This is a genomic window from Methylomonas koyamae (assembly GCF_019669905.1).
GTDB classification, from domain to species: domain Bacteria; phylum Pseudomonadota; class Gammaproteobacteria; order Methylococcales; family Methylomonadaceae; genus Methylomonas; species Methylomonas koyamae.
On sequence record NZ_AP019777.1, the window covers coordinates 1,087,989 to 1,111,348 of the forward strand.

A 23,360-nucleotide genomic window follows, 5' to 3' on the forward strand; every position below is an offset into this window, starting at 1 on the left:
GGAAGTTATGATTAAAGTTTTACTCGTTGACGACCATGAATTGGTCAGGAGCGGTATCGAGGCGCTGTTGGCTGCGGAGCAGGATATTTCCGTGGTCGGCGTATGCAATTGCGGCGAACAGGCGTTGCAACTGGTTGCTCAGGACCCGCCGGACGTGGTTTTGATGGATATCAACATGCCGGGCATGGGTGGGTTCGAAGCTTGCCGCCGCCTGTTGCAAACTCAGCCGAACGCCAAGATCATTGCATTGTCGGTACATAACGACGGTCCGATTCCGCAACAATTGCTGAAACTGGGCGTGGTTGGTTTCGTGTCTAAAGCGTCGCCGGTCAACGAAATGGTCGCGGCGATTAAAACCGTCATGTCCGGGAAACGTTACTTGTGCCAGGATGTGGCCAGCAATCTGGCATTTCAATTTTTGCCGGGCGCCGACGTTTCGCCGTTTTTGCAATTGTCTCAGCGCGAGGCCGAAGTGGTGCGGATGATTCTGAACGGCAAAAGCATACAGGAAATGTCGGAAGCGCTGGCGCTCAGCGACAAAACCATCAATACCTACCGCTACCGGGTATACCGGAAATTGCAGATCAAAAACGATGTGGAATTGACCAGACTGGCGGTGAAATTCAATTATCTGGACGCCGTCTGAGGAATGGCGAGGGTTGGGTCGTTGACCCAACCCTCGGCGGCGTTCAGACCAGAGTGCGGGCTTTGACGAAGGCTTCGCGGAAATCCAGAAACAGCGGGGTTTCGGTTTCCAACATCAGTTTCAACAGTTCGTGCTGGAGTTGGTACTTAACGTTGCCGACGGCTAAGGCACCGACGCCGACCGCATTCGGCGAATGCGCCGCAGCAGCCAATGGCGCCGCGAAATCGTTCAATTCTATGCCTTCGATACCCAGCGGCGGTACCGCGTTGACGTCGCCGGCGACTTTGAGTTGTTTGGCTTGCGCCAGCACGGCAGAGTTGATGACGCGGATGCCGGCTTTCGCGGTGCAGAACACTATGTCGGCATCGGCAACCAGTTGGGCTTTCTCTTCGTCGTTGCGCGCCACGGCCGCACCCATACTGGCGCCGAAGCGCCGGTTGTATTGTTTGGCTGCGTCCTTGGCGGTATCGATCGACAAATGGTCCACCAGCAAGGTTTCGGCACCCTGTAGCGAAGCGATGACGCCGGTGGCGATGCCGACCGGGCCGGTGCCGCCGAATACCAACGCCTTCAGGCCTTTCAATTCCCGGCTGTGGTGGTCCTTCAGCGCCTTTTCCACGCAGGCTACCAGCGCGGCGGCGGTGGTGCAGGCGCCGCTGGGATCGGCAAATACCGAGACTTGAAACGGCGGCGCCATCGCCGGTTTGGTGGCTTGCAGCATGTCGATGGCCAGCCCCATATCGCGGCCGCCGATGAACAGCGCGGTGCGTTTGTTGCCGGCCGGACTCCGCGAAAACACCGCATCCTGCGTCAAATTGTGTATGTTCTCCAGTTTGACGTTGGCGTAAGGAACGAGCACGTCAAAACCGGCGTCGAGCGCCATGTTGATGTCAAACGGGCTGTTGTTCGGCATTGGGTCGAACATGTGGAGTATGCTGCGTTTTGCCATTGGTACCTTACCCTGTGTGTGGTGGCGGACTGGACTTGGAGTCGGTTACTTGCTGGTTTTGATGAATTCGCGCGCGACTTCGAATGCGTGCTCGAAGTGCAAAAACAGCGGCTGGTCGCTTTCCAGCATCCGTTTCAGCAAGCGGCTTTGCGCCTGGTACTTGATGTTGCCGATTGCCAATGCGCCGATACCGACCGCGCCGCTGACCGAGCCGGCGATCGGTTTGCCGTTGTCGAACGCGTCGACGCCGGCAATACCGGACGGCGGCACTGCGTTGACGTCGGCCGCGACCTTCAGTTGCGGCGCGCTCGCGATCATTTCGGCGCTGAGCAGTTCGATACCAGCCGCGCCGGTGGCGAACACGACGTCGGCGGTTTTGATGTATTCGGCTTTATCGGAATCGGCGCCGGCGGCAATCGAGATCTTACCGTCGCCGAATTCTTCGCTGCACAACTCGGCAGTACGCTCGGCTCTATCCAGTTGGCGGCCGATGATACGGACGTTGGCTCCGGCTTGGGCAGCGATCACCGCTGCGGCTTGGCCGACCGGGCCGGTGCCGCCCAGGGCCAGAACGTTTTTGCCCTGCAGCGTCGTGCCGAATTTATCGGCCAGTTCTTTTTCGACGGCGGCTACCATGCCGGCGGCAGTGGTGAAGGCGCCGCTGGGATCGGCGAATACCGAGACTTCGAACGGCGGAACCATGGAGTTTTTCGCCATTTTCAGCATGTCCATGGCTTGTTTGGTTTCGCGGCCGCCAATGAAAATCGCGGTGCGCAACAAGCCTTTCGGGCTGCGCGAGAAAATAGCGTCTTGAACCAAGCCCCGGACTTCGCTCGGTTCGACGTTAATATAAGGCACCGCTGAAATCCAGCCTGCATCCATCGCCATATTGACGTCGAACGGGCTCAGGTTTTTGGCTGTTGTCAGCATGTGTAGAATGAACGGTTTTTCCATGGTGGCCTCTTAGATTTTGATTAGCCGGTAAGTATAAAAGAAAAGGCGAAGCGATAACAATTTTAGGCTAAATGCGAAATTACGCCTTATTTCAGGCGGGCGGGTACATGCGGTTCGATGATTTGATACATCAATTGGTGCATTTTCGGATTGCCGGTGATGATGTTTCCGGACTGTAAGTATTTGTCGTTGAAAGAAAAATCGGTGGCGACGCCGCCGGCTTCCTGTACCAGCAACACGCCGGCGGCAATGTCCCATTCCTTGACGCCGATTTCCCAGTAAGCGTCCAGCCTGCCGCAGGCAACATAAGCCATATCCAGCGCGGCGGCTCCGGCGCGGCGGATGCCGGCGGCGTCGGCGCAGACGGCCTTGAACATGCCGAGATACGGCTCGATGTTTTCCATGGTCTTGAATGGAAAGCCGGTGCCGATCAAAGCCCCGCGCATCGTGTTTTGTTTGGTAACGCGGATGCGCCGGTTGTTCAGCATCGCTCCGCCGCCGCGTTCGGCCGTGAACAGTTCGTCGCGGGTTGGGTCGTAAATAACGCCGATCTCTAATTTATTCTTGTTTTTCAATGCGATCGAAACGGCATAGTGCGGGAAACCGTGTAAAAAATTGGTGGTGCCGTCCAACGGGTCGATGATCCAGGTGTAATCGTTACCTTTAGTCTCGCCGCTTTCTTCCGCCAGGATGCCGTGGTCGGGAAATGCGGTGCGGATGACTTTGATAATTTCCTGCTCGGCTGCGCGGTCCACTTCCGAGGCGTAGTCGTTGCGGCTTTTTTGGTCTATCGTGAGCTTTTCGATATTGAGTGAGGAGCGTTGGATCAGATCGCCGGCGTTCCGCGCTGCGCGGACGGCTATATTGAGCATCGGATGCATAATCGAGTTGAAAATGAGCAGTTGGAAAACGCCGATAGGATAGCAAACTTTGCTAGAATCGCCGCTTTTTCAAGCGCGGCAGGTGGGCATTGCTGTCTAATTTCAAAGTGGTTTTGGTCGAGACTTCCCATCCCGGCAACATCGGTGCCGTGGCGCGCGCCATGAAAAATATGGGCATGGATCAGTTGCGTCTGGTGTCGCCCAAGTATTTCCCTCATGCCGATGCCACCGCCAGGGCCTCGGGAGCCGACGATGTGTTGCGCCATGCCGGTTGTTTTGCTTCGTTGCCAGAGGCGTTGGCCGATTGCCAGATTGTTTTCGGCGCCAGTGCCAGAGACAGGACCATCAGTTGGCCCAGTCTGACAGCGCGCGAGCTGGCCGAAACCTGGGCGGCAAGGGACGACGTTGCGCAGCCTAACATCGCTTTGGTGTTCGGCCGGGAAAATTCCGGCTTGAAAAACCACGAACTGGATTTATGCCATTACCTTTTGCGGATTCCGTGTAATCCCGACTACAGTTCGTTGAATCTGGCCGCGGCGGTGCAAGTGGTGTGTTACGAGCTGTTTTTGGCTGGCGGCAGGCAGTCCGCCAGTACGATCGGCGACCGAGGCGAAGCGCCCCTGGCTACTGCGGCGCAAATGGAAGCGTTTTACGAACACCTGCAGCAAACCATGGCCGATATCGGTTTCTTGCATCCAGAACGGTCGCGTTCGATCATGCGCCGGTTGCGCCGGATTTTCAACCGGACTCAGCTCGATACCAAGGAGTTGGATATCCTGCGGGGTATTCTGCGGTTCTCGCAAAACCATAACACCAAGTAGGCGTATGTTCTCCCGACTAAAAGAAGATATCCAATGCGTGTTTGCGCGCGACCCCGCCGCACAATCGGTGTTCGAAGTCGTTACCACGTATCCCGGGTTTCATGCGGTGCTGATTCACCGTCTCAGCCATTGGCTATGGGGGCGCGGTTTTCGCTGGGCGGCGCGTTATGTTTCTTTCCTCGGCCGTTGGTTGACCGGGATCGAAATTCACCCCGGCGCTCAAATCGGCCGGCGTTTTTTTATCGACCACGGCATGGGGGTCGTGATCGGCGAGACGGCCGTGATCGGCGACGATTGCACGCTTTACCACAGCGTTACGCTGGGCGGTACTAGTTGGGATAAGGGCAAACGCCACCCGACATTGGGTAACGGCGTCGTCATCGGGGCCGGGGCCAAAGTGTTGGGGCCGATCGACATTGGCGACGGCGCCAGGGTCGGCTCGAACTCGGTGGTGGTGAAGCCGGTGCCGCCCGGCGTCACGGTCGTCGGCATTCCGGCGCATATCGTCGATGCCAAGGCCAAGCAGGACAAGGCGCGCCGAGATGCGATGGCGCAGAAAATCGGCTTCGATGCTTACGGGGCCACGGCCGATATGCCGGACCCGATTGCCAATGCCATTAATTTAATGTTGGACCATATTCACCATCTGGACCAGCAGTTGGACGACATGCAGAAAGTCTTGAGCAATGCCGGTATCGATTGCCGCCGCCATCAGGTGCCGAAGCTGGACGACTGTGAAATTAAGGATCAACCCTAGTCGCGTTGCCGGGCAGAGCTGTCGGGGCGGAAGCGAAGCTAAAAATAGCCTGCAGACAAATACTTGACCAATTTAGTGGGTTTATTTATAGTCGCCTTTATTTTCATTAGTTTATAAGGGGTTTGGCATGCGGCTCACGACAAAAGGGCGTTACGCGGTTACCGCGATGTTGGATCTGGCTTACCACAGCCAGTCCAATCCAGTCACGTTGACCGACATTGCGACTCGGCAAACCATTTCGTTGTCTTATCTGGAGCAACTGTTCGCCCGCTTGCGCAAAGCCGGTATGGTCAAAGGCGTCAGGGGACCGGGTGGCGGCTACACGCTGAGCCGCGGAGCCCGCGACATCAACATCGCCGAAATTATCGAAGCGGTCGACGAGCCGGTCGATTCGACCAAATGCGGCGGTAAAGCCAATTGCCATAACGACCAACCCTGCTTGACTCACGATTTGTGGATGGGGCTCAGCGAGCAAATTCGGGCTTATCTGAAAGAAATCAGTCTGGGGCAATTGTTGGAGCGGGACTTTGTCAGCGACGTCGCCAAGCGCCAAGGCCGGCAAGTCGAACACGTGATCGAATTGCAAACTCGCCAGGAAAAACGCAGCGCTTGATGATTTATTTCGATCACAACGCGACGACGCGTTGCGACGAACGCGTCGTCGAGGCTATGGCGCCCTATCTGGGCGCCATGTACGGCAATCCCTCCAGTCTTTATAAACTCGGGCGTTTCGCCCGCACTGCAATCGACACCGCCCGAGAGCAATTGGCGGCGTTGATCGACGCTCCTGCGGAGCGCATTGTGTTTACCAGCGGCGGTACCGAAGCCAACGCCTTGGCTTTGGCCAATGCACGCGGCCGCCGGTTGACTATTTCGGCGATAGAGCATCCGTCGGTATTCGAGAATGCAACTGCAAACAGGCTGCACTACCCCGAATTGCGAACCGTCGCCGTCGGCGCCAACGGCCAGGTCCCGATTGGTAGCCTATTGGATTTGAATTGGCAGCCGGGCGATTTTTTGTCGCTAATGCTGGCCAATAACGAAACGGGGGCCGTGCAACAAGTCGCGGAGGCGGTGCAGGGATTAGGCCGTTTCGGAGTCAACCTGCACACCGATGCCGTGCAGGCTTTAGGCAAGTTGCCGATATCGTTCAGGCAACTTGGCGTCAAGCTATTAACGGTGTCCAGCCATAAGATTTATGGGCCTAAAGGTTGCGGGGCGCTGGTTGCCGCCGAAGATTTCGATCTTACCGCGTTGCAACGTGGCGGCGACCAGGAGCGTGGCTGGCGCGCCGGCACCGAAAACGTCGCGGCCATCGTCGGTTTCGGTAAGGCGGCCGAATTGGCAAAAGCGGAAATGGAGGCGCGTTCGGCCAAGCTGGCAATGCTGCGGCGGCGCCTGGAGCAGCGCTTAAAAACGATACCCGGGTTGGTAATTTTCGCCGAAACTGCCGAACGATTGCCGAACACCGTGCAATTCGGTATTGCCGGACTAAATGGCGAAATGCTGTTGATGCAATTGGATCAGCACAACATCGCCGTATCCAGCGGCTCGGCGTGTTCGGCGGCGTCCGGCGAAACCAGTCCGGTTTTGGCGGCCATGGGCATAGCGCCCGATTTGGCCAAATCGGCGATACGGGTCAGTTTGGGCAAGGATAATCACGAAACCGAGATCGATCGCTTTGTCGAGGTATTGAGCGCCTCGCTGGCAAGACAACAGGAGAGTTAATTCATGAGCATTACCGTTACAGAGAATGCCGCAAGGCAAATTCAAAAACAGTTGCAAAAGCGTGGCTCTGGCGTGGGCTTGCGCTTAGGGGTCAAGGCGTCGGGTTGTTCCGGTTACGCTTATGTATTGGATTACGCCGACCAAGCCGAAGCCGATGACGTGGTATTCGACCAACACGATGTGAAAGTGTTGGTGAAGCAGGCGGATTTGGATAAATTGGCTGGTATTCAGTTGGATTACGCCAGAGAAGGTTTCAACGAAGCCTTCAAATTTAGTAATCCCAACGTCAAAGCGACCTGCGGTTGCGGGGAAAGTTTTTCGGTTTGAAAGTTGAAGGCGCCGGTGTCGATTTACCGGCGCCGCCGGCGCTTACTTCATGTTGGCGCCGCAGTTTCCTTCCATTTTTTTGCCTTCTGCAGCTTTGTCGGCGGCCGGTGCAGGTTTGTTGCCGGCGCATTTGCCTTCGGTAGCGGCTTTGGTGTCGGTACTTTTTTTCATCATCGCCGCGCCGCATTTGCCTTCGCCGCAAGCGCCGTCTTTCATCTTGTCGGCGCCGGCCTCAGGTTTGGCTTCGGCGGTCACCATGTAACCCGAACTCAATTCGGACAGCGCAAACGGGTTGCTGTCGGCTTGAGCGATGCCGCCGGCCAGGGTTGGCAGTAAGCTGGCGCCCATTGCTACGGCCAACGGGGTTTTGTTTAATTTTTTCATAGTATCTCCAGTGGAAAAAGCGTGGTTTTGTTTGATGGCTAATAGCCGGAAACTCGATCTTTCGGCTCGGGCTCGTCGGTAATATCACAAAAAAGCCCCGCAAAGTAAAGACGAGTGGATTCCCGCCAACCGCAGTATACTTGGGCTCGAAATAAACCTGTTCCGCCAGATGCCGGGGCCAAATTTGCCGCAGTTATGACTGAAAATAGACAGATACAACAGTTGGGAGCCGAAGTGTTGCGCCAACAGGCCGCGCCGATTGACGACTTTAACAGCTCTGAGTTCCGCGAACTGATAGAAAATATGCGTAGTGCGATGCTGGCCGCCAATGGCGTAGGTATTGCTGCGCCGCAATTGGGTGAATCGAAGCGGGTGGTCATTGTCGCCTCGCGCCCGACGGCGCGTTACCCGTTGGCACCGAAAATGGCGCCGGTTGTGATGGTTAATCCGCGTTTCGATGTGGTGGACGCTGCGGTGGTTAAAGATTGGGAAGGCTGCTTGAGTGTGCCGGGCGTCAGAGCCTTGGTGCCGCGTTACCGCGCGGTCGAAGTGGAGTTTTGCAACGAATCCGGCCAAACCTGCCGTTTGACGCTACAAGATTTTCCGGCGCGGGTGTTCCAGCATGAGTTCGACCATTTGCAAGGCTTGGTTTACTTGGATCGGGTGGAAACCAACCGCGACATCATTGCCGAAGCCGAGTTTTTTAAGCGGATGGCGGGTCAGGAGCAAGCGGCATGAGATGGTTTGGCCTTGTATGCGGTATGGCATTGAGTTTCGCGGCGCAGTGCGCGCCGTTGTTGAAAGTGGAACAGGTTGCGCCCGGCATTTATCTGCATGTTTCCGAACACCATTGGCCGGATCGCGAAAACCACGGCGAAATCGCCAACATCGGTTTCATCGTCGGCGACCGTTGCGTCGCGGTGATCGATAGCGGCGGCAGCCCGCAGCAGGGCATCGCCTTGCGCAATGCGATCAAGCAGACTACTGCAAAGCCGGTGTGTTACGTCATCAATACCCATGTGCATCCCGACCATATTTACGGCAATCGTGCTTTTAAAGAACCCGGGGTGCAATTCGTCGGCCACCATAAACTGGCCAGAGCAATGGCGGCCCGCGGCGACCATTACTTGAGCCGAGCTGCTGAACTGTTGGATATCCACGTCAACCGGGACAACATCATTCCACCGGACTTGCAAGTCAAACAGACCATGGCATTGAATTTGGGGAATCGCGAGTTGTTGCTGACGGCACATTCGAGCGCCCACACCGACAACGATTTAAGCGTTTACGACAAAACTACCGATACGCTTTGGCTGGCGGATTTATTGTTTCTGGAGCACATTCCGGTCATCGACGGCAGCATCAAGGGCTGGCTGGCCGAATTGGAGAAACTGGAAAAAAATAACTATAAGTTGGTGATTCCGGGGCATGGGCGCCTAGTTAAAGATTGGCCGGCGGCGATGTTGCCGCAGAAAGCGTATTTGTCGGAGCTGGTTACCGAGATTCGTGCCATGGTCAAGCAGGGCAATACCTTGGAACAGGCCGTGGAGCAGGTCGGTTTGGCCGCAAAAAAACGTTGGCAGTTATTCGAGCAATTCCATCGCAAGAACGTGACGACGGCGTTTGCCGAGCTGGAATGGGAAGATTAAATCTATCGGGAGATTGATGCATGCATAAGTTTATACCGTTGTTGTGTTTGAGCATTGCCATGGCGCTGCTGGCGCCGGGAGTCCGCGCCGAGGGCGACGACGAAACCTGGAATGCGGTGCTGAAAAGCCAGTTTTTCGCAGGCAAAACCATCGACGAGAACAACGCCGCGATCGAATTGGATGCGCCTTACCGGGCGGAAGATCCGGCGATCGTGCCGGTCAAGGTGGTCAGCAAGTTCCCGCAGAGCAAAGACAAATACATCCGCAAGGTCTGGTTGTTCGTCGATAAGAACCCGTTTCCGTTCGTCGGCGAATTCGAGTTTTTTCCGGAAAGCGGCAAAGCTGATCTGGCAATGCGGATACGGGTCAACACTTACAGTAATATCCGTGCCATCGCCGAAACCAACGACGGCAAATTAACCATGACTAAAAAATTCGTTAAAGCCAGCGGCGGTTGCTCGGCGCCGATCGGAGCCGACCTCGACGAGGCGATGAAGCGTTTAGGCAAGGTCAAGTTCCGAATCGACGACGGTTTGCAAGCCGGTCAGCCGGCCCAAACCCAATTGATGATCAGCCATCCCAATTTGACCGGTATGCAGATGGATCAGATGACGCGGTTTATCCGGAAGTCGCACTTCATCGACCAGTTGAAAGTCACGTTCAACAACAAGCCGGTGCTCAACGCCAAAATCGATATCGCTATCAGCGCCGACCCAAACTTCAGATTTTATTTTGTTCCGGATAAGGCGGGAGAATTGAAGGCCGAATTTAGCGATATTTCCTGCGAATCCCCGACAAGCCGCAATGTCTGTAGCAAAGGTAGCGGTTATTCGCAAAGTTACGCCGTGAATCCTTAACAGCAATGCGTTACGTACATATCAAGCCGATGCTTTTCGCCGCGTTCGCTCTGCTGGTTGCCGGCGATGTCCTGGCAATGCGCTGCGGACACCGTTTGGTTCAAGTCGGCGATTACAAAACGGAAGTATTGGAAAAATGCGGCGAGCCCGACTCGGTGGAACAGCGTCGGGCAATACGCGGCAGCCGTTTGCGCCATCCCTACGGCGCGCTGCAGATAGACCAGTTCGAAGAGGTGTTGATCGAAGAGTGGACATATAACTTCGGCCGGCGAAAATTCCAGAAATTGTTGGAGTTCGAAGATGGCGAGTTAAAGAAAATTCGCGACTTGGGATACGGTTATTAACTGCTGGAGCAAGCACTCCCAGCCAATCTAAGGGATTTGGTTTAAATCGGTGATCGCGTCGATTACCATCCCGCTGCCGATTGCAATCATCAAAATATCGGACGCTACTCGAGCCAATCTGTAACCTGTCGGTAGTGGGCCGATCAGATGTGGCGGTACTTCGTAATAGATCACATCTCTGGGTAACGGCCGACCAATGGCCCATTTTTTTGCTTGTCCGGGCGGTAAGCAGCCGTTACGTTTTTTCTTGAGCCCCGGCGGGCAATTGGCGCTACGGTATTGTTGCGCGTAATATTCCCTTACGGCCCGGCGATCGGCGTCGCTGAATCGGTAGCCTTGATATTGGTAGGCTTCGTGTCCGCCTGAGCGGTCTTTGGCATGTTGATGTGCACTGGTATGGGGGGCATGGCCGCGGCCATGCCTGGCATTTTCTGCGATTACACCGGGCGCGGAAACTAAAAGGCATGCTGCCAACAAGTGCGTCAGTTGCTTCGTAGCGTTTGGAATAATATGCATGTGGTTCGCTCCATTGTGCAAAGGTATCGGACAAAGCCCGCAGTTTGGATTAAAATAACCGAGCGGTTAGAGTGTGCCGAGCCGGTCAGCCGTAGAAAGAGAGCTTTGGTTAACAAGCGATAATTTTCCGGCATGAACGAAAGGATAATATAAAAGCGCTAATATATTTTGCTTCCATTTTTCGGGAAAAAGAATATAATTGTCGATTCGAGTATGTGGCAGTAACAAGCGCATTAACAATGTAGGGAGATAGTATGCTTATCTTGACTCGTAGAGTGGGAGAGACCTTGATGATTGGTGACGATGTTACTGTTACGGTTCTCGGGGTAAAAGGTAACCAAGTAAGAATTGGGGTTAATGCGCCCAAAGACATCTCGGTTCACAGGGAAGAGATTTACGAAAGAATTAAGAAAGAACAATCCGAGGCGGGCAGCGTCGAGGGTTGATGCAGTTTTAGGAGAGATGGCCGAGAGGCCGAAGGCGCTCCCCTGCTAAGGGAGTATGTGCCAAAAGCGCATCGAGGGTTCGAATCCCTCTCTCTCCGCCACTAATTAAGAAAGTAAGTAACAAGAAAATAAAGTTTGACACGGAGTTTAAAAAAAATAATAATAGGCGGCTCAACAAAGCGCCCGTAGCTCAGCTGGATAGAGTACTCGGCTACGAACCGAGCGGTCGGGAGTTCGAATCTCTCCGGGCGCGCCATTATTGAGAAGTTTAAAGATATTAATCCCCTGTAGCTCAGTCGGTAGAGCGGGTGACTGTTAATCACTAGGTCGGCGGTTCGAGCCCGTCCGGGGGAGCCAAATAAATCAAGGGCTTAGGCAGAAATGTCTAAGCCCTTTTTTATTGCGTGGTCACTTTTATGGTCACTTTGTTTTTCACTCAAATCCGAAAAAAATTTCGTGCTTGATCGAAAAATATACGGCACCAAACGACAAATAAGGTTTGAATGCAGTTGTAAGGCATCAAAGTGTTTCGACATCTTCTTTTTTTACCCTCCTTTCATAAAATTCTTTGATCTGGCTTGCAAGCCACATTTGTGGATTTCGAATTACCGGTGGAGGAACCTCACCTGCCTTCCTCATTCGCCAAAACTGGGTCCGAGTCACGCCCAATTTTTCAACCATGTCGTTAATTTTCAGAAATTCCTTTTCCTTTTCTTTTGCCGTCGTATTTTGCTCGGATTCAATGTTCACTGGATAGCCTGATTACAAAGAGTTGTTGCAAACGCCGCAGCGTTCAACCTGGTCTTCTCTTGCGTTCAACAGCACCCAGGCACGACAATGCGGGCATGTTGAGACCTGCACTTTTTTATCTTTGAGGTCTTCAGAGATAACCCATGCCGCTGAAAAATCGAGGTTTCCGAATGGGTAGGAATGCTTATAGGCATCAAAGGCGGTTATCACTGCTTGGATTTGATCATCGGCCGACTTACTCGCTGCCACCCGATAGCAAACCGCAAACAGCGTAGCGTCTTTGTATTTGCGTCTACTTCCAGTCAACCCACGTGTTGAAAACTTGATTGAACCTGGAATGGGCGAACGTCCATGCAATTGTCGATAGGTCTGTCTTAATGGCTTGACGGGAATACCGGTTACTTGATGCACGATTTTTACTCTGGCATGGCGTTTGAGCAATTCAATGGCGAGTGTTTGCTGTTGATATTTTTTCAGCATAGCTCCCCCCTCAGCAGATCGTTCCGGTTAAACCGAGCATGGCTTCCACTATCGGCGGCTGTTCTTTATTGATGTTCCTCAGGAACTGACTGGAAAACCGTGGAGTGAAGCAAAGCCAGTTGGAGCGAGCGATGAACTGAATGTCCTCCAAGGACAAATGACCGAGTGCTGTTCGCATGGTGTCATCCGTAATTCCCAGTACTAATTCCGTCAATACAGGATTTTCCCGGGCGATCTCTCTGGCCTTTATCAACCAAGTTTGATTCATGGTGTATATCTCTTCATCGCACCCTTGGTGATTGATCTCTGTAAGTTTGTCGAAATAGTCGTCCAAGCTTTTGAATGCAGATTGCATCCGAATTTCATTGGCGTCACTCAAGTTAATGACTATAAGTTTCGATTTCAAATAATCGGCGCCAAACTCAGTAATCAAAGGGAAAAATAATTCCTGAAAAAATCCTTGGGTAATTGTGCTGACGTCCTTAAAATCAATGGTCAATATTTGCTGATTGGCAAAGCACTCGCGTGCGAGCCTAGCTAGGTTTTTGCCGTGTAAGGGCTGCGGTATTTGGGAATCAGTGGCTGTAATGACAGCAATATGCATGCGACTTCTCCTTAGTAGCGGATGGGTGATCTCCAGGCTGAGTAATGTAATCAAATCGGTTTTTTGGATTTTGCAGAGGCCCAGCGTCGTCGTCCCGAACGATCGGTCCAAACATCGCAGATTGGGCATTGGCTAAACGTTGCATTCGGGTGAATCACGCTGAGAAAGCGTGCTCTGCAACATGCGCAAACAGTGAAGATCAAATCACCGGCCAAGAGCATGCTGATTAAAGACCACGCCCTATTGATGTCTAACGTGAACTGTTTTGTTACAGGTGCTATTGCTTTAGGCTCGATGAATATGTGTGGCGCGATGTTTTTATAAATGCTAAAAGCATCAACTAATACCTGAGCTGAAAAATGCTGAATAGATAATCGCTGCCGAATATCATCGAGAATGCCCAAAAATATCGACGCGTGAATATTGCGGCCGGTGGATTGAATGACCCATTGGTGATCGTGAGGTAGCATGCCTTGTTTGGGTGGGCATCCGTTTACTGATTTATACAAGTCGATACTTTGTTGCCGTGACAACCGACAAAGTTGACTGACGATAGGAGGGCGAGCGCCAAGCTGGATCAATTGCTCAGCTAAAACCAAGTGGTTGGCAAAATTTGAGGCTTTTTTAAATGGCACTGTTTTCATCGGTCCGTCCCAAAACCAAGGGTTGAAGTAAGTCCACGTAGGTGCCCATGGAAACGCCACTTGGAACGAAGAACGGCAACAGCCGAATAACCGCTCTGCTACTTTCAGCTTGATCCCGAAGATGCTCCAGCGTCATGTCTGCGAGTTCTTCTATATGTTTTTTATCCAAGCCAAATCGCCATGCTGTTTCTGCCGGGTTGCTGCGAGCACATTCCCTGGCTAGCATGAGATATTCGAAATTTAACCGGGAAAGATCTTCATCCAGTGTTGACATAGACGCCTCATAGTTGATTAATGGCTGTTGTCGGTATGCTAGGAGGTCAAAGCAGAAAAGTCCCGTTCGCAAGGTGACCTGTTTTGGGTCACAAACCTCTGGAAGCCTTGATTGTTCTGCATTGGAGCTGCTATTGATTAATGCTCGTAACGTTCTTTTCTTGGACTTTGACCGCCGGATGAATGCGGAAACGCGAAACGCGTACATGAATCCATTGCATGATTTCGATACTTCTCTGCTCTCGCTCTGGCTTCCAGCGTTGCTTGCCGTTGTGGAATGTGCTTTTTTGGGTACGCCAATTAAATTCAAATAGTTAAAAATCATTTCGGTATTGCCTAAACCTTGAATTGTTATGGAGGACATTGTTATGAATCGACTAAGCGCAAACCAGACTGCAACTACCCGTTACCTGGTTTGGGGTGGTTTATGCGTGAAGTAATCCAATGCCTGATTGATTGGTTGGACAGCGAAACAAGCGATGAAAAAGGTCACCGCATATTGCGCGCGTTAGCTCATGAATCGTTAAAGAAAGCGGATTTCGATGAGTCGAAGCGACGGTTCACAGCCGAAGAAATCGTTGCTGCCGTTGGAGACTCGATAGGAAGTGCAGATCCGAAAAAGTGGATCGATTGGCCGGGGTTCTTGAAAAAATATTGCGAGACTCGCGAGGGGCAAATTGTAGAGTTTGCTCGTAAACGCGGGCTACCGCATTACCCGAAACCGGAACGAAAAAGTACAAAGGGCGGTCCGGGAAAACTCACCACGTTTTATATCAAAGCCGAGCGGGTACCAGAGATCATCGAGGATGAACAAGTCATTGATGAGTCTCAAGTAGCCATACGCAACACAGCTGAGCTGAAAGCCAATTACCAAATGACTGAATTGGGTGAGGTTAAACCTAGTTGGATCGCGAGTTGGTTATTTAGAGATGGACAAATCAAATTGCGTCAATGGCATGTTTGGTGCCTACTGGGCTGGCTGGCGACAATCGGCGGACTTGCAGTGTTAATTGCCTATGCGGGATGGCTATCCTTATCCGAACCAAGGCCCGTTACGACGCGCGATCTGACCTTGCTGGTAAGTATTTTTGTGATTCCTTATGGTGCCTGGGTCACTATCATCAAGCCTTGGATATTATTGTTGGATGATCGAATAGTCGTAGCCCATGAAATATTCACAAATTTTTATGAACAATCTGCACAGCTCGAATTACTAAGGGATGGCGATTTACGAGTGGTGCGGTTAGTTCGGTATTCAGCGGCATGCCCAATTTGTGGCGCCACCGTTTATCTTGAAAATGGCGAACCGGATTATCGGCGAAGGTTGGTAGGTCGATGCTATGAAAGCCCTCGAGAGCATGTGTTTAGTTTCGATAGAATCACGCGCTGTGGGCGGCTACTGGTTGATCGTTAATTTTTATGAAAGTGCAACAACTACCCATTCCTGCCGGTCGCGTTTCTACAAACCGGCCAGTTAGCCAAATCCAGATTCTGCGAACTGGAGGGCTACAAAGCAGCCATCCAAAATAGCACCAGTGTTATCCTGGGATAATGGAATGCTATCCTTAGATGACCAGATACCCGTACTACGAGTCGAATCCTAAAAACAACAATGCGAAATCGATCAATCTATAGAAACACTCCGCGCAACCAAATTAAGCTATCGGAGCGCATGGATGCATATTCAATAAAACGAGCTGATCTCGCTAAAAAATATTTCGTAAACGACCTTCCGGGGGCCTTTATCCCTGCGACTCGCCTTCAAAACATTCTCGAAAACATAGACCAAGGCCGTCCCCCTTCAGAAAGTTCTCAGTTGTATTTGCTGCAAAATGGGCTTGTTGCTCTGCAGCAATTTGCGCTTGGTGGAATGACGTATGAAGAATTCCGCAATATTGCCACTGGAGAACAGGTTTTGCGAGGGTATTCACCCCAAACCGTAAAAAAGATAGAAGATTCCAGAATTGAGGAAATCAAAACCACTGGGACTATTCAAAAGGCCGAATGTGAGCGCGAACACCAACGGCGAGAAAGTATTCCTCAGAACATATCTAAAATGCAAAACCAGCAGCTTCGCAACCGGACAGATTTACGTAAGTGTGTGCCTGCTGGACAAAATCGGATTGATCTCGCTAACAAATACTTCGTGACCGACCTTCCTGGGGCATTTATCCCGGCGACACGTCTTAACAATGTTCTCGAAAATTTAGAGCAAGGCCGTCCACTTCCATTGGAAGCAGTAAAGTATTTGCAGCAACAAGGGCTTGTTAATCTAAGTCGGCTTGCGCTGGGTGAAATCACCTATGAAGCGTTCCGTGAAATTGCAGCTCAAGAGCTGGCTAGTCGCGAACATTCGCTTAAAATTAAAAGACAGAAAGAAGAATCGGCACGACTGCGAATGATTGAGGAAGCAAAGGCCCGAGACGCTATTCGGCAAGCCAATTACGAGCGCGAACGACAGAAGCGTGAGAGCGATCCAAAATACATAGCTAAAATTAAAAACCAAAAGCTCCGGCAGCGCTACGGCCTCGATCAGTTCATCGAAAAAGAGTTTTTTGCTCGTCTGATGGATATTCTCAATCGCTTCGATGTCGGCAATCGCCTCTCTGACGAAGACATTTTGTGGCTTACCACCAAAGGCAAGGATTACTACACGGAAATCCTAGAAACTGCCTTTCACGAGCGAGAAGCCGAGTTCTATATTACTGAATACAAACGAACGAATGACTTATGGAACGCGGTTAATGCAAGTGGTCACTACCGAAAGTGCAAACAATCCAGAAAAGCGCATGAATTGCTGAACTCGATTCCTGCTACACGCAAAATGGCGCCCAAACTGAATTCCGCTATTTGCACAACTCATGGCGGTGTGATGCGAGATTTGAGTCGCTTTGATGACGCATTAAAGCTTGGCAGTCAAGCACATGTTTTGACGCCAAAGGATTTCCGCCCCTGCACCTTACTAGGTGCCGTAAATATCGAGATGGGAAATTACAGTGCCGGGTCAGAATGGTATGAGAAGGCGGAAGAACTCGGAGCCAGTAAGCGCTCTATTGATTATGACCTTCGGGGCATCTTGCTGCGGGCCGACAATGAAAAGCGCGAGAAACTAAAGGCATTTCTGCTGCGAGAAGATCCTGAGCGGTATAAATGGGTCCGCAGTTTCAAGGCTTAAGATCATGTGCTCGCTAAGAGATCGTCTTGTCTTCAGATTCATCGCCGGAAAGCAGCCATTGAATTCCAATACCTGAAAGTAGCCGTTCGTCACTGTGTCCAACCGACCCCAAGGGGACGATCATGAAGCAGAGAAATCCTCGTGCTGAAGGTCCGGTATATAAAGAGAAGAAGACACATAGTAGACTTGAGATTTAATGCACCAATTAATCATTGATGCTCATTCACCGGTTTATCCAGCAATCACCGAAGCTGGTTTATTCTCAATTTAGTCATTTTTTACCCGCATTGCAGTGTGTTTGCTGAGTGAGGGTAGAGTCTTGGGGCTATTAGGACTGCAAGCCTGCCCCCCATCTAATCTCATTTTCAATACATTTCATTTGCCCTATTACTAGCTGCGGCATACAATCGCCGCTGGTTTTAAGGTTCCCGTCATTCACGGGTGAAACTGGAAGTCGGTTAAATGCCGACGCTGCCCCCGCAACGGTAGGTGATTCGTCACGAGCCCGGAGACAGGCCTAAAACTCTTGTTAACAGTATTGCGGAGGGCGAGCTGTCAAATCGGTTTTTTTAGGTTTGTTTTGTCCTCTGTTATTCCGTCCACCTTTTTCGGAACAGACAACCATGAAAACCATCTCTGCCTCAACCGCCATTGCTTCCTCAAAATTCCTGCCCGGTTTCAGTGCCATCGTGTTAGGCCTGACCGTCGTTTTAGGTTTGGGTTTCTTGCAGGACGCCAATAACTACCTGCATAACGCCGCCCACGACGGACGCCATAGCGCTGCTTTTCCCTGTCATTAATATGGCGGATTTTCGTAAGCTGGTTGCAGCCTCGCTACTGGCTGGACTATTGGGCGGCTTGTTACTCAGCGTGCTACAACACTATCAAACCCTGCCGTTGATTTTAGCCGCCGAACAGTTCGAAACACCATCGGCTGAGCATGTGCATGCCTGGCAGCCGATGGATGGCTGGCAACGCAATGGTTTTACCTTGCTATTCAATGGCCTGACCGGTTTCGGCTTTGCCTTGTTGATCAGTGCTTCCATGTACTGGCGAGATCAACGCGGTTATCTGCATGGCCTGGGTTGGGGGTTAGCCGGGTATTTGGTGTTTTTTGCAGCACCTTCATTAGGGTTGCCGCCGGAGTTGCCCGGCACCGACAGCGCAGAATTGCATAGTCGCCAAGCGTGGTGGCTATTTACTGCGGCGGCCACAGCCGTTGGTTTGTTTGGGCTGGTGTTGACCAAACAACGCTGGCTGCAATTCGGCGGCGTTTGCTTGCTGGCCTTGCCGCATCTGATCGGCGCGCCTCATCCGGAAGTTGCCCGCGCCTTAGCCCCTGAAGAAATACAACAGCATTTTGTGGTGCTGACATCCATCAACAATGCTTTTTTTTGGCTGATACTGGGTGCGTTATCGGGCAGGCTTTTGTCCAAAGTTAAATTTTAATGAATAAGTCTTCTGCAGCACGTCATTGCCCGGCGATATTAATCAGCGCCCCCGCCTCAGGCCAAGGCAAAACCACTATCACCGCAGCCTTCACTTATTACCATCGCCAGCAAAACCGCAAGGTATGCGTGTTCAAAACCGGCCCGGATTTTATCGATCCGCAAATATTGAGCTTTGCTTGCGGACAGCCGGTTTATCAGCTGGATTTATGGATGATGGGCGAAACGCATTGCCGTGAGATGCTTTATAACGCCGCCGACGCTGACATCATCTTGATTGAAGGTGTCATGGGCTTGTTCGACGGCGATAGCAGCAGCGCCGATTTGGCACAAACACTAGACGTGCCGGTGGCCGTTGTCATCGATGCGGGCGGCATGGCACAAACTTTTGCCGCTGTGGCTTATGGCTTAGCCCATTACAGAGCCAACTTGCCGTTTGTCGGCGTCATCGCCAACAAAGTCGGCAGTCCGGGTCATGCTAAATTGCTGGAAGAAGCCTTGCCGGACAGCATGCCGCTACTGGCGGCGATGGCGAAAGATGAAACGGTCGGCTTGCCGTCGCGGCACTTAGGCTTAGTGCAGGCCGATGAAATTGCAGACCTTGACCTTCGCCTGGTGCGCGCAGCCGAATTACTCAGTAGCCTTGCGCCGTGCCGATTGCCGCAGCCGGTTGCCTTCGCGCCGATCGCCACCTCTCCGCCGCCACCGTTACTGGCTGGAAAGCGCATAGCCGTAGCTCGCGATGCTGCATTTTCATTTATCTACCAGGCCAATTTGGATTGTTTGCAAGCCATGGGCGCAGAACTGACGTTTTTCTCGCCTCTGGCCGACCATGCCTTGCCCGAAGCAGACGGTCTCTATCTGCCCGGCGGTTACCCGGAGCTGCATCTGCAAACATTGGCCGATAATGTTGCCATGAAACAATCTGTGCATGCATATCATCAAGCCGGTAAGCCGATTTACGCCGAATGCGGCGGCTTTTTATATTTGCTGGAACGCTTGACCGATAAAGACGGCCATGCGGCAGAAATGGCAGGATTACTACCCGGCAGCGCGCAGATGCAAAAAAGCTTGGTGAATCTGGGCATGCACAGCTTGCAGTTGGAACAAGGCGAAATTCGCGGTCACAGTTTTCATCACTCGCAACTGGAAACAACGTTGCAGCCATTCACCGAATCGATCCCGCAACGCAATCGTAGCCGTAGCGAAAACTTTTACCGGGTGGGTTCGCTGCAAGCGTCTTATCTGCATAACTATTTCCCATTCAATCCGCAGGTTGCGGCTGGATTTTTTCTATGAGCGCTCACTCTATTCAGCCTAATCAGCAGAAGGTCTGGTTTGTCGGCGCAGGTCCGGGTGACCCCGATCTAATCACCGTCAAAGGCCGCGACTTAATCGCCAAGGCTGATGCCATTTTGTTCGCAGGCTCGCTAGTACAAGCTGCCGCGACGCAATGGGCGCATAGCACTTGCGTGATCAAAGATTCCAAGGATATGACCCTGGAGCAGATTACCGACTGGCTGATCGAACAAGCCGGGCCTGGAAAAATCGTGATTCGCCTGCAAACCGGCGACCCTGGCTTGTATGGCGCATTAATCGAAATGGTGCAACCGCTGGATGCGGCCAACATTGCCGTCGAAGTAGTGCCGGGCGTCTCGTCGGCATTCGCCGCGATGGCTTGCGCGGTAGAAAGCCTGACCTTGCCGGAAGTCACGCAAACCGTGATTTTAACCCGCGTTGAAGGCCGCACGCCGATGCCGGACGGTGAATCCTTGCAAGAATTGGCCAGCCATCACACCACGCTGTGCCTGTTTTTATCGATCACCTTGTTGCCCACGATCGAACGCGAATTAAAAGCAGCCGGTTGGGCGGATGATGCTCCGGTATTGGTAGTCCATAAAGCCAGTTGGCCGGACGAACAACAGATTATCCGTGGCACGCTGGCAGATATTCGCGAACGCTGCCGGGCCGCCAAAATCAACAGCCAGGCGATGATCGTGGTCAGTCCAACGCTGGGCGCTCGTCATTGGCCCGAGTTAAAAAAATCCAAACTTTATGATGCCGGTTTTACCCATCGTTTTCGCCGTGCCGAACGGCCAAATCCCGAGGAGCAAGCATGACAACCACCATCCTTCTGGTCGGCCACGGTTCACGTAATCAGGCCGGCAATGATGAAATTCGCGAATTTCAACAACAATGGCAGGCGCAGCACCCCGATTGGCGCATCGACTTGTGTTACATCGAACTGGCGGACGTACTGTTGCCAGAAGGTCTTCAACGCGCCGCACAAGGTTCGGATCGTGTGATTGTGGTACCGTTGATCATCAGCGCCGCCGGGCATGTGAAGATGGAGATTCCAGAACATATCGAAGAAGCGCGTGCTCAATTCCCTGACGTGGAATTCATCTATGCGCCGCATCTAGGCAGTAACGAAACCTTGTTGGCCATCCTGCAAAAACAGCTCAAATCAGCGCTTAAATCACTGGCGATGCCAGACCCGAAAACCACTGGCGTGATCATTTTAGGCCGTGGCTCATCGGACAAGGTTGCCAACGGCGAACTGGCGAAACTGGCGCGTTGGCTGTTTGAGGTTACCGAGCACGAATTGATCGACATCGCCTTTACCGGGATTACCCATCCACGTCTGGAAACGGCAGTGCAACGTCAGGTGCGTCTGGGCATGTCGCAAATTGCCATTTTGCCCTATTACCTGTTCACCGGCCTGCTGATAGAACGCATTGGCAAGCAAGTCGAACGATTGCAAAGCCAATATCCGCAGATTGCTTTCGGTTCCGGTACTTATTTTGGTTTTGATCCGGTCATTTTTAAATTGCTTGATCAACGGGTTACCGAAGCCTCCGACCCGGTTGCGCCGAAAATGCTGGAATGCGACGGCTGTCAGTACCGCGAGCAAGCCGAACATCACCACCACCATCATTAGAGTAGCCATGAGCCACAACATTCAAACCGAACAACTGACCCAGGCCGGGCAACAAATCGAACACGATTCTTTTGCCATCGTCGACCGCGAAGTTGGCGAGCACAATTATTCCGATGGCCAATGGCAAGTGGTGCGGCGCATGATCCACGCCACTGCCGATTTTGAATTCAATGGCCTGACCGAGTTTTCCGAGCGGGCGGTGGAAGGCGGTATTCAAGCAATTTTAAACGGTGCGCCGATCGTTGCCGACGTGGAAATGATTTGCGTCGGCTTATCGCAGCCGCGTCTGGCGCATTTTGGCATCAGAGCCTGCCAGTTCATCGCTGATGCAGATGTCATAGCCGCCGCCAAACAGGTCAACAGCACCCGCGCGGTGCAAGCCATGCGTAAAGCGCAGCGCCTGGGTTTAATCGATAGCGGCATTGTCGCCGTCGGTAATGCACCCACCGCGTTGTTGGAAGTATTGCGGATGATCAAAGAAGACGGCATTAAACCGGCGCTGATCGTCGGCATGCCGGTCGGCTTTGTCTCGGCAGCGGAATCCAAGGATTTACTCGCCGAATTACACGATGTGCCATGGATCATCACCCGTGGACGTAAAGGCGGCTCGACCTTGGTCGTCGCGGCGATTCATGCCTTGTTGAGCTTGGCGGAAACCCAGCAGAAAAACGGCTGATAGCATGGCAATGCCGGAACGCAAACCCAAAGGTACCCGCAAGGGTTACACCACCGGCGCCTGTTCGGCGGCAGCTGCACGGGCGGCAGTGCAGGGTTTGCTAAATGGGCGTGTGCCGGACACTATCGACTGCGTGCTGCCCAACGGACAAGACGTGGCGTTCAAAGTCGAAGAAAGCTTTGTACAGAACGACCGAGCACATGCTGTCATCGAAAAAGATGCCGGCGACGATCCGGATTGTACCAATCACGCTCGGTTGACGGCGGATGTGATGTGGATAGAACAACCGGACACTATCGTATTGCAAGGCGGCGAAGGCATAGGCCTGATCACTCGGCCTGGTTTGGGTCTGGCGGTCGGCGGTCCGGCCATCAATCCGGTTCCGCGAAAAAATATCGAAGATAACATCCGTCAGATCGCCGCCGAAGCGCTAAAAACCCGAGGCTTACAGGTAACAATCTCGGTGCCGGGCGGCGAAGAGATGGCGAAAAAAACCCTGAACTATCGTTTGGGCATTATCGGCGGCATTTCGATTTTAGGTACGACCGGGATCGTGCATCCGTATTCCACGGCGGCATTTCGGGCCAGCGTGGTGCAAGGCGTGGAAGTGGCAGCCAATCAGGGTCAGACTAGCGTGGTACTGACCACCGGCGGCCGCACCGAGAAATTCGTGATGCGCGAATTGCCCGAGCTGGATGAAAGCTGTTTCGTGCAAATGGGTGACTTTCTGACACCCGCACTGGACGCCGCCGCTCGTTGCGGGATTCGAAACATCATCATCGGCGGCATGGTCGGCAAGCTGACCAAAATGGCCCAGGGTGAAACCATTACTCATGCCGGTCGCGCCCCGGTCGATGTGGAACTGGTCGCTGATATTGCCCGTAGTATCGGTGCGCCGGACGATGTGTGCGACGCCATCGCTGCTCAAGAAACCGCTCGCTACGCCTCCGAATGCATGGCCGAGTTGGGGTTGGAATACGAATTTCATGTCGAACTGGCTAACCGAGTCATCGCCACCTTGGAAAACCGTTATCCCGGCCGTTTTCACATCAGTGTTCTGGTGTGTGATTTCGATGGCAACAAACTGGCCGAAGCCGGAAGGAATTGATC

At 52.6% G+C, this 23,360-nt stretch carries 30 protein-coding genes, 3 tRNA genes and 1 riboswitch; of the genes, 23 read left to right on the forward strand and 10 right to left on the reverse strand.

What is annotated here, in order from left to right:
* Positions 1 to 7: 7 nt before the first annotated feature.
* Positions 8 to 646, forward strand: coding sequence for a response regulator (locus tag MKFW12EY_RS05310; protein WP_054758184.1), 639 nt, complete (start codon positions 8 to 10; stop codon positions 644 to 646).
* A 43-nt stretch (positions 647 to 689) separates the two neighbouring features.
* On the opposite strand, the gene MKFW12EY_RS05315 is transcribed toward MKFW12EY_RS05310, so the two are convergent.
* The 3 genes from MKFW12EY_RS05315 to MKFW12EY_RS05325 form a co-directional block, all read right to left on the reverse strand.
* Positions 690 to 1,595, reverse strand: coding sequence for an NAD(P)-dependent methylenetetrahydromethanopterin dehydrogenase (locus MKFW12EY_RS05315; RefSeq protein ID WP_221054137.1), 906 nt, complete (start codon positions 1,593 to 1,595; stop codon positions 690 to 692).
* Between the two features lie 45 nt (positions 1,596 to 1,640).
* Positions 1,641 to 2,549, reverse strand: a complete 909-nt coding sequence (locus MKFW12EY_RS05320) for an NAD(P)-dependent methylenetetrahydromethanopterin dehydrogenase (protein WP_054758185.1) — start codon at positions 2,547 to 2,549, stop codon at positions 1,641 to 1,643.
* An 86-nt stretch (positions 2,550 to 2,635) separates the two neighbouring features.
* Entirely contained in the window at positions 2,636 to 3,430 is a 795-nt protein-coding gene (locus MKFW12EY_RS05325) for an inositol monophosphatase family protein (protein ID WP_054758186.1), read from the reverse strand.
* A gap of 89 nt (positions 3,431 to 3,519) precedes the next feature.
* Between MKFW12EY_RS05325 and MKFW12EY_RS05330 the strand changes: the two genes are divergently transcribed.
* The 5 genes from MKFW12EY_RS05330 (at position 3,520) to MKFW12EY_RS05350 (ending at position 7,063) form a co-directional block, all read left to right on the forward strand.
* The gene (locus tag MKFW12EY_RS05330; RefSeq protein ID WP_221054138.1) at positions 3,520 to 4,251 is read left to right on the forward strand and encodes an RNA methyltransferase; all 732 of its coding nucleotides are present in this window, start codon (positions 3,520 to 3,522) and stop codon (positions 4,249 to 4,251) included.
* A gap of 4 nt (positions 4,252 to 4,255) precedes the next feature.
* Positions 4,256 to 5,008 (forward strand): serine O-acetyltransferase, encoded by a 753-nt coding sequence (gene cysE, locus MKFW12EY_RS05335; RefSeq protein ID WP_221054139.1) that lies wholly within the window; start codon positions 4,256 to 4,258, stop codon positions 5,006 to 5,008.
* A gap of 127 nt (positions 5,009 to 5,135) precedes the next feature.
* Complete coding sequence (gene iscR, locus MKFW12EY_RS05340; protein WP_064022403.1) at positions 5,136 to 5,621, forward strand: Fe-S cluster assembly transcriptional regulator IscR; 486 nt, start codon at positions 5,136 to 5,138, stop codon at positions 5,619 to 5,621.
* Positions 5,621 to 6,736: a cysteine desulfurase family protein gene (locus MKFW12EY_RS05345; protein WP_054758187.1), complete on the forward strand. Its 1,116-nt coding sequence runs from the start codon at positions 5,621 to 5,623 to the stop codon at positions 6,734 to 6,736. The genes iscR and MKFW12EY_RS05345 overlap by 1 nt, the downstream gene beginning before the upstream one ends.
* Positions 6,737 to 6,739: 3 nt before the next feature.
* Positions 6,740 to 7,063 (forward strand): HesB/IscA family protein, encoded by a 324-nt coding sequence (locus MKFW12EY_RS05350; RefSeq protein ID WP_054758188.1) that lies wholly within the window; start codon positions 6,740 to 6,742, stop codon positions 7,061 to 7,063.
* A gap of 42 nt (positions 7,064 to 7,105) precedes the next feature.
* Here the strand turns inward: MKFW12EY_RS05350 and MKFW12EY_RS05355 are convergent, their stop codons facing one another.
* Positions 7,106 to 7,447, reverse strand: coding sequence for a hypothetical protein (locus MKFW12EY_RS05355; protein WP_054758189.1), 342 nt, complete (start codon positions 7,445 to 7,447; stop codon positions 7,106 to 7,108).
* A gap of 195 nt (positions 7,448 to 7,642) precedes the next feature.
* Between MKFW12EY_RS05355 and def the strand changes: the two genes are divergently transcribed.
* Genes def through MKFW12EY_RS05375 form a run of 4 tightly spaced genes read left to right on the forward strand, consistent with a single transcriptional unit; the run spans position 7,643 to position 10,297 of the window.
* On the forward strand, positions 7,643 to 8,185 hold the full coding sequence (def, locus tag MKFW12EY_RS05360; protein WP_054758190.1) for a peptide deformylase: 543 nt from the start codon (positions 7,643 to 7,645) through the stop codon (positions 8,183 to 8,185).
* A gap of 23 nt (positions 8,186 to 8,208) precedes the next feature.
* Positions 8,209 to 9,096 (forward strand): quinoprotein relay system zinc metallohydrolase 2, encoded by an 888-nt coding sequence (locus MKFW12EY_RS05365; RefSeq protein WP_245006439.1) that lies wholly within the window; start codon positions 8,209 to 8,211, stop codon positions 9,094 to 9,096.
* Positions 9,097 to 9,116: 20 nt separating this feature from the next.
* On the forward strand, positions 9,117 to 9,953 hold the full coding sequence (locus tag MKFW12EY_RS05370) for a quinoprotein dehydrogenase-associated SoxYZ-like carrier (RefSeq protein ID WP_054758192.1): 837 nt from the start codon (positions 9,117 to 9,119) through the stop codon (positions 9,951 to 9,953).
* 5 nt (positions 9,954 to 9,958) lie between these two features.
* Positions 9,959 to 10,297, forward strand: a complete 339-nt coding sequence (locus MKFW12EY_RS05375; RefSeq protein ID WP_054758193.1) for a DUF2845 domain-containing protein — start codon at positions 9,959 to 9,961, stop codon at positions 10,295 to 10,297.
* Positions 10,298 to 10,324: 27 nt separating this feature from the next.
* On the opposite strand, the gene MKFW12EY_RS05380 is transcribed toward MKFW12EY_RS05375, so the two are convergent.
* Positions 10,325 to 10,813, reverse strand: coding sequence for a hypothetical protein (locus tag MKFW12EY_RS05380; protein ID WP_221054140.1), 489 nt, complete (start codon positions 10,811 to 10,813; stop codon positions 10,325 to 10,327).
* Between the two features lie 254 nt (positions 10,814 to 11,067).
* On the opposite strand from MKFW12EY_RS05380, the gene csrA reads away from it, so the two are divergent.
* The 4 genes from csrA to MKFW12EY_RS05400 all read left to right on the forward strand — a co-directional run bounded on the left by csrA (position 11,068) and on the right by MKFW12EY_RS05400 (position 11,616).
* The gene (csrA, locus tag MKFW12EY_RS05385; RefSeq protein ID WP_054758195.1) at positions 11,068 to 11,259 is read left to right on the forward strand and encodes a carbon storage regulator CsrA; all 192 of its coding nucleotides are present in this window, start codon (positions 11,068 to 11,070) and stop codon (positions 11,257 to 11,259) included.
* Between the two features lie 10 nt (positions 11,260 to 11,269).
* A tRNA-Ser gene (locus tag MKFW12EY_RS05390) sits at positions 11,270 to 11,360 on the forward strand.
* 78 nt (positions 11,361 to 11,438) lie between these two features.
* Positions 11,439 to 11,515 (forward strand) — tRNA-Arg (locus MKFW12EY_RS05395).
* Between the two features lie 25 nt (positions 11,516 to 11,540).
* Positions 11,541 to 11,616 (forward strand) — tRNA-Asn (locus tag MKFW12EY_RS05400).
* Positions 11,617 to 11,778: 162 nt separating this feature from the next.
* Here MKFW12EY_RS05400 and MKFW12EY_RS05405 read toward each other — a convergent pair.
* Genes MKFW12EY_RS05405 through MKFW12EY_RS22985 form a run of 5 tightly spaced genes read right to left on the reverse strand, consistent with a single transcriptional unit; the run spans position 11,779 to position 14,374 of the window.
* Positions 11,779 to 12,009 (reverse strand): helix-turn-helix transcriptional regulator, encoded by a 231-nt coding sequence (locus tag MKFW12EY_RS05405; protein ID WP_054758196.1) that lies wholly within the window; start codon positions 12,007 to 12,009, stop codon positions 11,779 to 11,781.
* Between the two features lie 12 nt (positions 12,010 to 12,021).
* Entirely contained in the window at positions 12,022 to 12,489 is a 468-nt protein-coding gene (locus MKFW12EY_RS05410) for a FlhC family transcriptional regulator (protein WP_082409563.1), read from the reverse strand.
* 10 nt (positions 12,490 to 12,499) lie between these two features.
* On the reverse strand, positions 12,500 to 13,093 hold the full coding sequence (locus MKFW12EY_RS05415; protein ID WP_221054141.1) for an STAS-like domain-containing protein: 594 nt from the start codon (positions 13,091 to 13,093) through the stop codon (positions 12,500 to 12,502).
* Positions 13,094 to 13,143: 50 nt separating this feature from the next.
* Positions 13,144 to 13,737, reverse strand: a complete 594-nt coding sequence (locus tag MKFW12EY_RS05420; RefSeq protein ID WP_082409564.1) for a FlhC family transcriptional regulator — start codon at positions 13,735 to 13,737, stop codon at positions 13,144 to 13,146.
* Positions 13,718 to 14,374 carry a flagellar transcriptional regulator FlhD gene (locus MKFW12EY_RS22985; protein ID WP_245006440.1) on the reverse strand — a complete coding sequence of 219 codons (657 nt, stop codon included), beginning with the start codon at positions 14,372 to 14,374 and terminating at the stop codon, positions 13,718 to 13,720. Before MKFW12EY_RS22985 ends, MKFW12EY_RS05420 begins: the two co-directional genes overlap by 20 nt.
* A gap of 63 nt (positions 14,375 to 14,437) precedes the next feature.
* On the opposite strand from MKFW12EY_RS22985, the gene MKFW12EY_RS05430 reads away from it, so the two are divergent.
* From MKFW12EY_RS05430 to MKFW12EY_RS05470, 9 genes are all read left to right on the forward strand, one after another.
* Complete coding sequence (locus tag MKFW12EY_RS05430) at positions 14,438 to 15,424, forward strand: hypothetical protein (protein WP_082409578.1); 987 nt, start codon at positions 14,438 to 14,440, stop codon at positions 15,422 to 15,424.
* A 258-nt stretch (positions 15,425 to 15,682) separates the two neighbouring features.
* Complete coding sequence (locus MKFW12EY_RS05435; RefSeq protein WP_054758199.1) at positions 15,683 to 17,185, forward strand: hypothetical protein; 1,503 nt, start codon at positions 15,683 to 15,685, stop codon at positions 17,183 to 17,185.
* A gap of 405 nt (positions 17,186 to 17,590) precedes the next feature.
* Positions 17,591 to 17,720: riboswitch (cobalamin riboswitch) on the forward strand.
* Positions 17,721 to 17,808: 88 nt separating this feature from the next.
* Entirely contained in the window at positions 17,809 to 17,985 is a 177-nt protein-coding gene (locus MKFW12EY_RS05440; protein WP_082409565.1) for a CbtB domain-containing protein, read from the forward strand.
* 1 nt (position 17,986) lies between these two features.
* Complete coding sequence (locus MKFW12EY_RS05445) at positions 17,987 to 18,634, forward strand: CbtA family protein (protein WP_082877833.1); 648 nt, start codon at positions 17,987 to 17,989, stop codon at positions 18,632 to 18,634.
* The gene (locus MKFW12EY_RS05450; protein ID WP_064042306.1) at positions 18,634 to 19,932 is read left to right on the forward strand and encodes a cobyrinic acid a,c-diamide synthase CobB; all 1,299 of its coding nucleotides are present in this window, start codon (positions 18,634 to 18,636) and stop codon (positions 19,930 to 19,932) included. Before MKFW12EY_RS05445 ends, MKFW12EY_RS05450 begins: the two co-directional genes overlap by 1 nt.
* Positions 19,929 to 20,753, forward strand: a complete 825-nt coding sequence (gene cobM, locus MKFW12EY_RS05455) for a precorrin-4 C(11)-methyltransferase (protein WP_064042307.1) — start codon at positions 19,929 to 19,931, stop codon at positions 20,751 to 20,753. The genes MKFW12EY_RS05450 and cobM overlap by 4 nt, the downstream gene beginning before the upstream one ends.
* Positions 20,750 to 21,574: a sirohydrochlorin chelatase gene (locus tag MKFW12EY_RS05460; protein WP_064042308.1), complete on the forward strand. Its 825-nt coding sequence runs from the start codon at positions 20,750 to 20,752 to the stop codon at positions 21,572 to 21,574. Before cobM ends, MKFW12EY_RS05460 begins: the two co-directional genes overlap by 4 nt.
* Before the next feature lie 7 nt (positions 21,575 to 21,581).
* Complete coding sequence (locus MKFW12EY_RS05465) at positions 21,582 to 22,250, forward strand: precorrin-8X methylmutase (protein ID WP_054758200.1); 669 nt, start codon at positions 21,582 to 21,584, stop codon at positions 22,248 to 22,250.
* A 4-nt stretch (positions 22,251 to 22,254) separates the two neighbouring features.
* The gene (locus tag MKFW12EY_RS05470) at positions 22,255 to 23,358 is read left to right on the forward strand and encodes a cobalt-precorrin-5B (C(1))-methyltransferase (RefSeq protein WP_231890935.1); all 1,104 of its coding nucleotides are present in this window, start codon (positions 22,255 to 22,257) and stop codon (positions 23,356 to 23,358) included.
* Positions 23,359 to 23,360 lie beyond the last annotated feature (2 nt).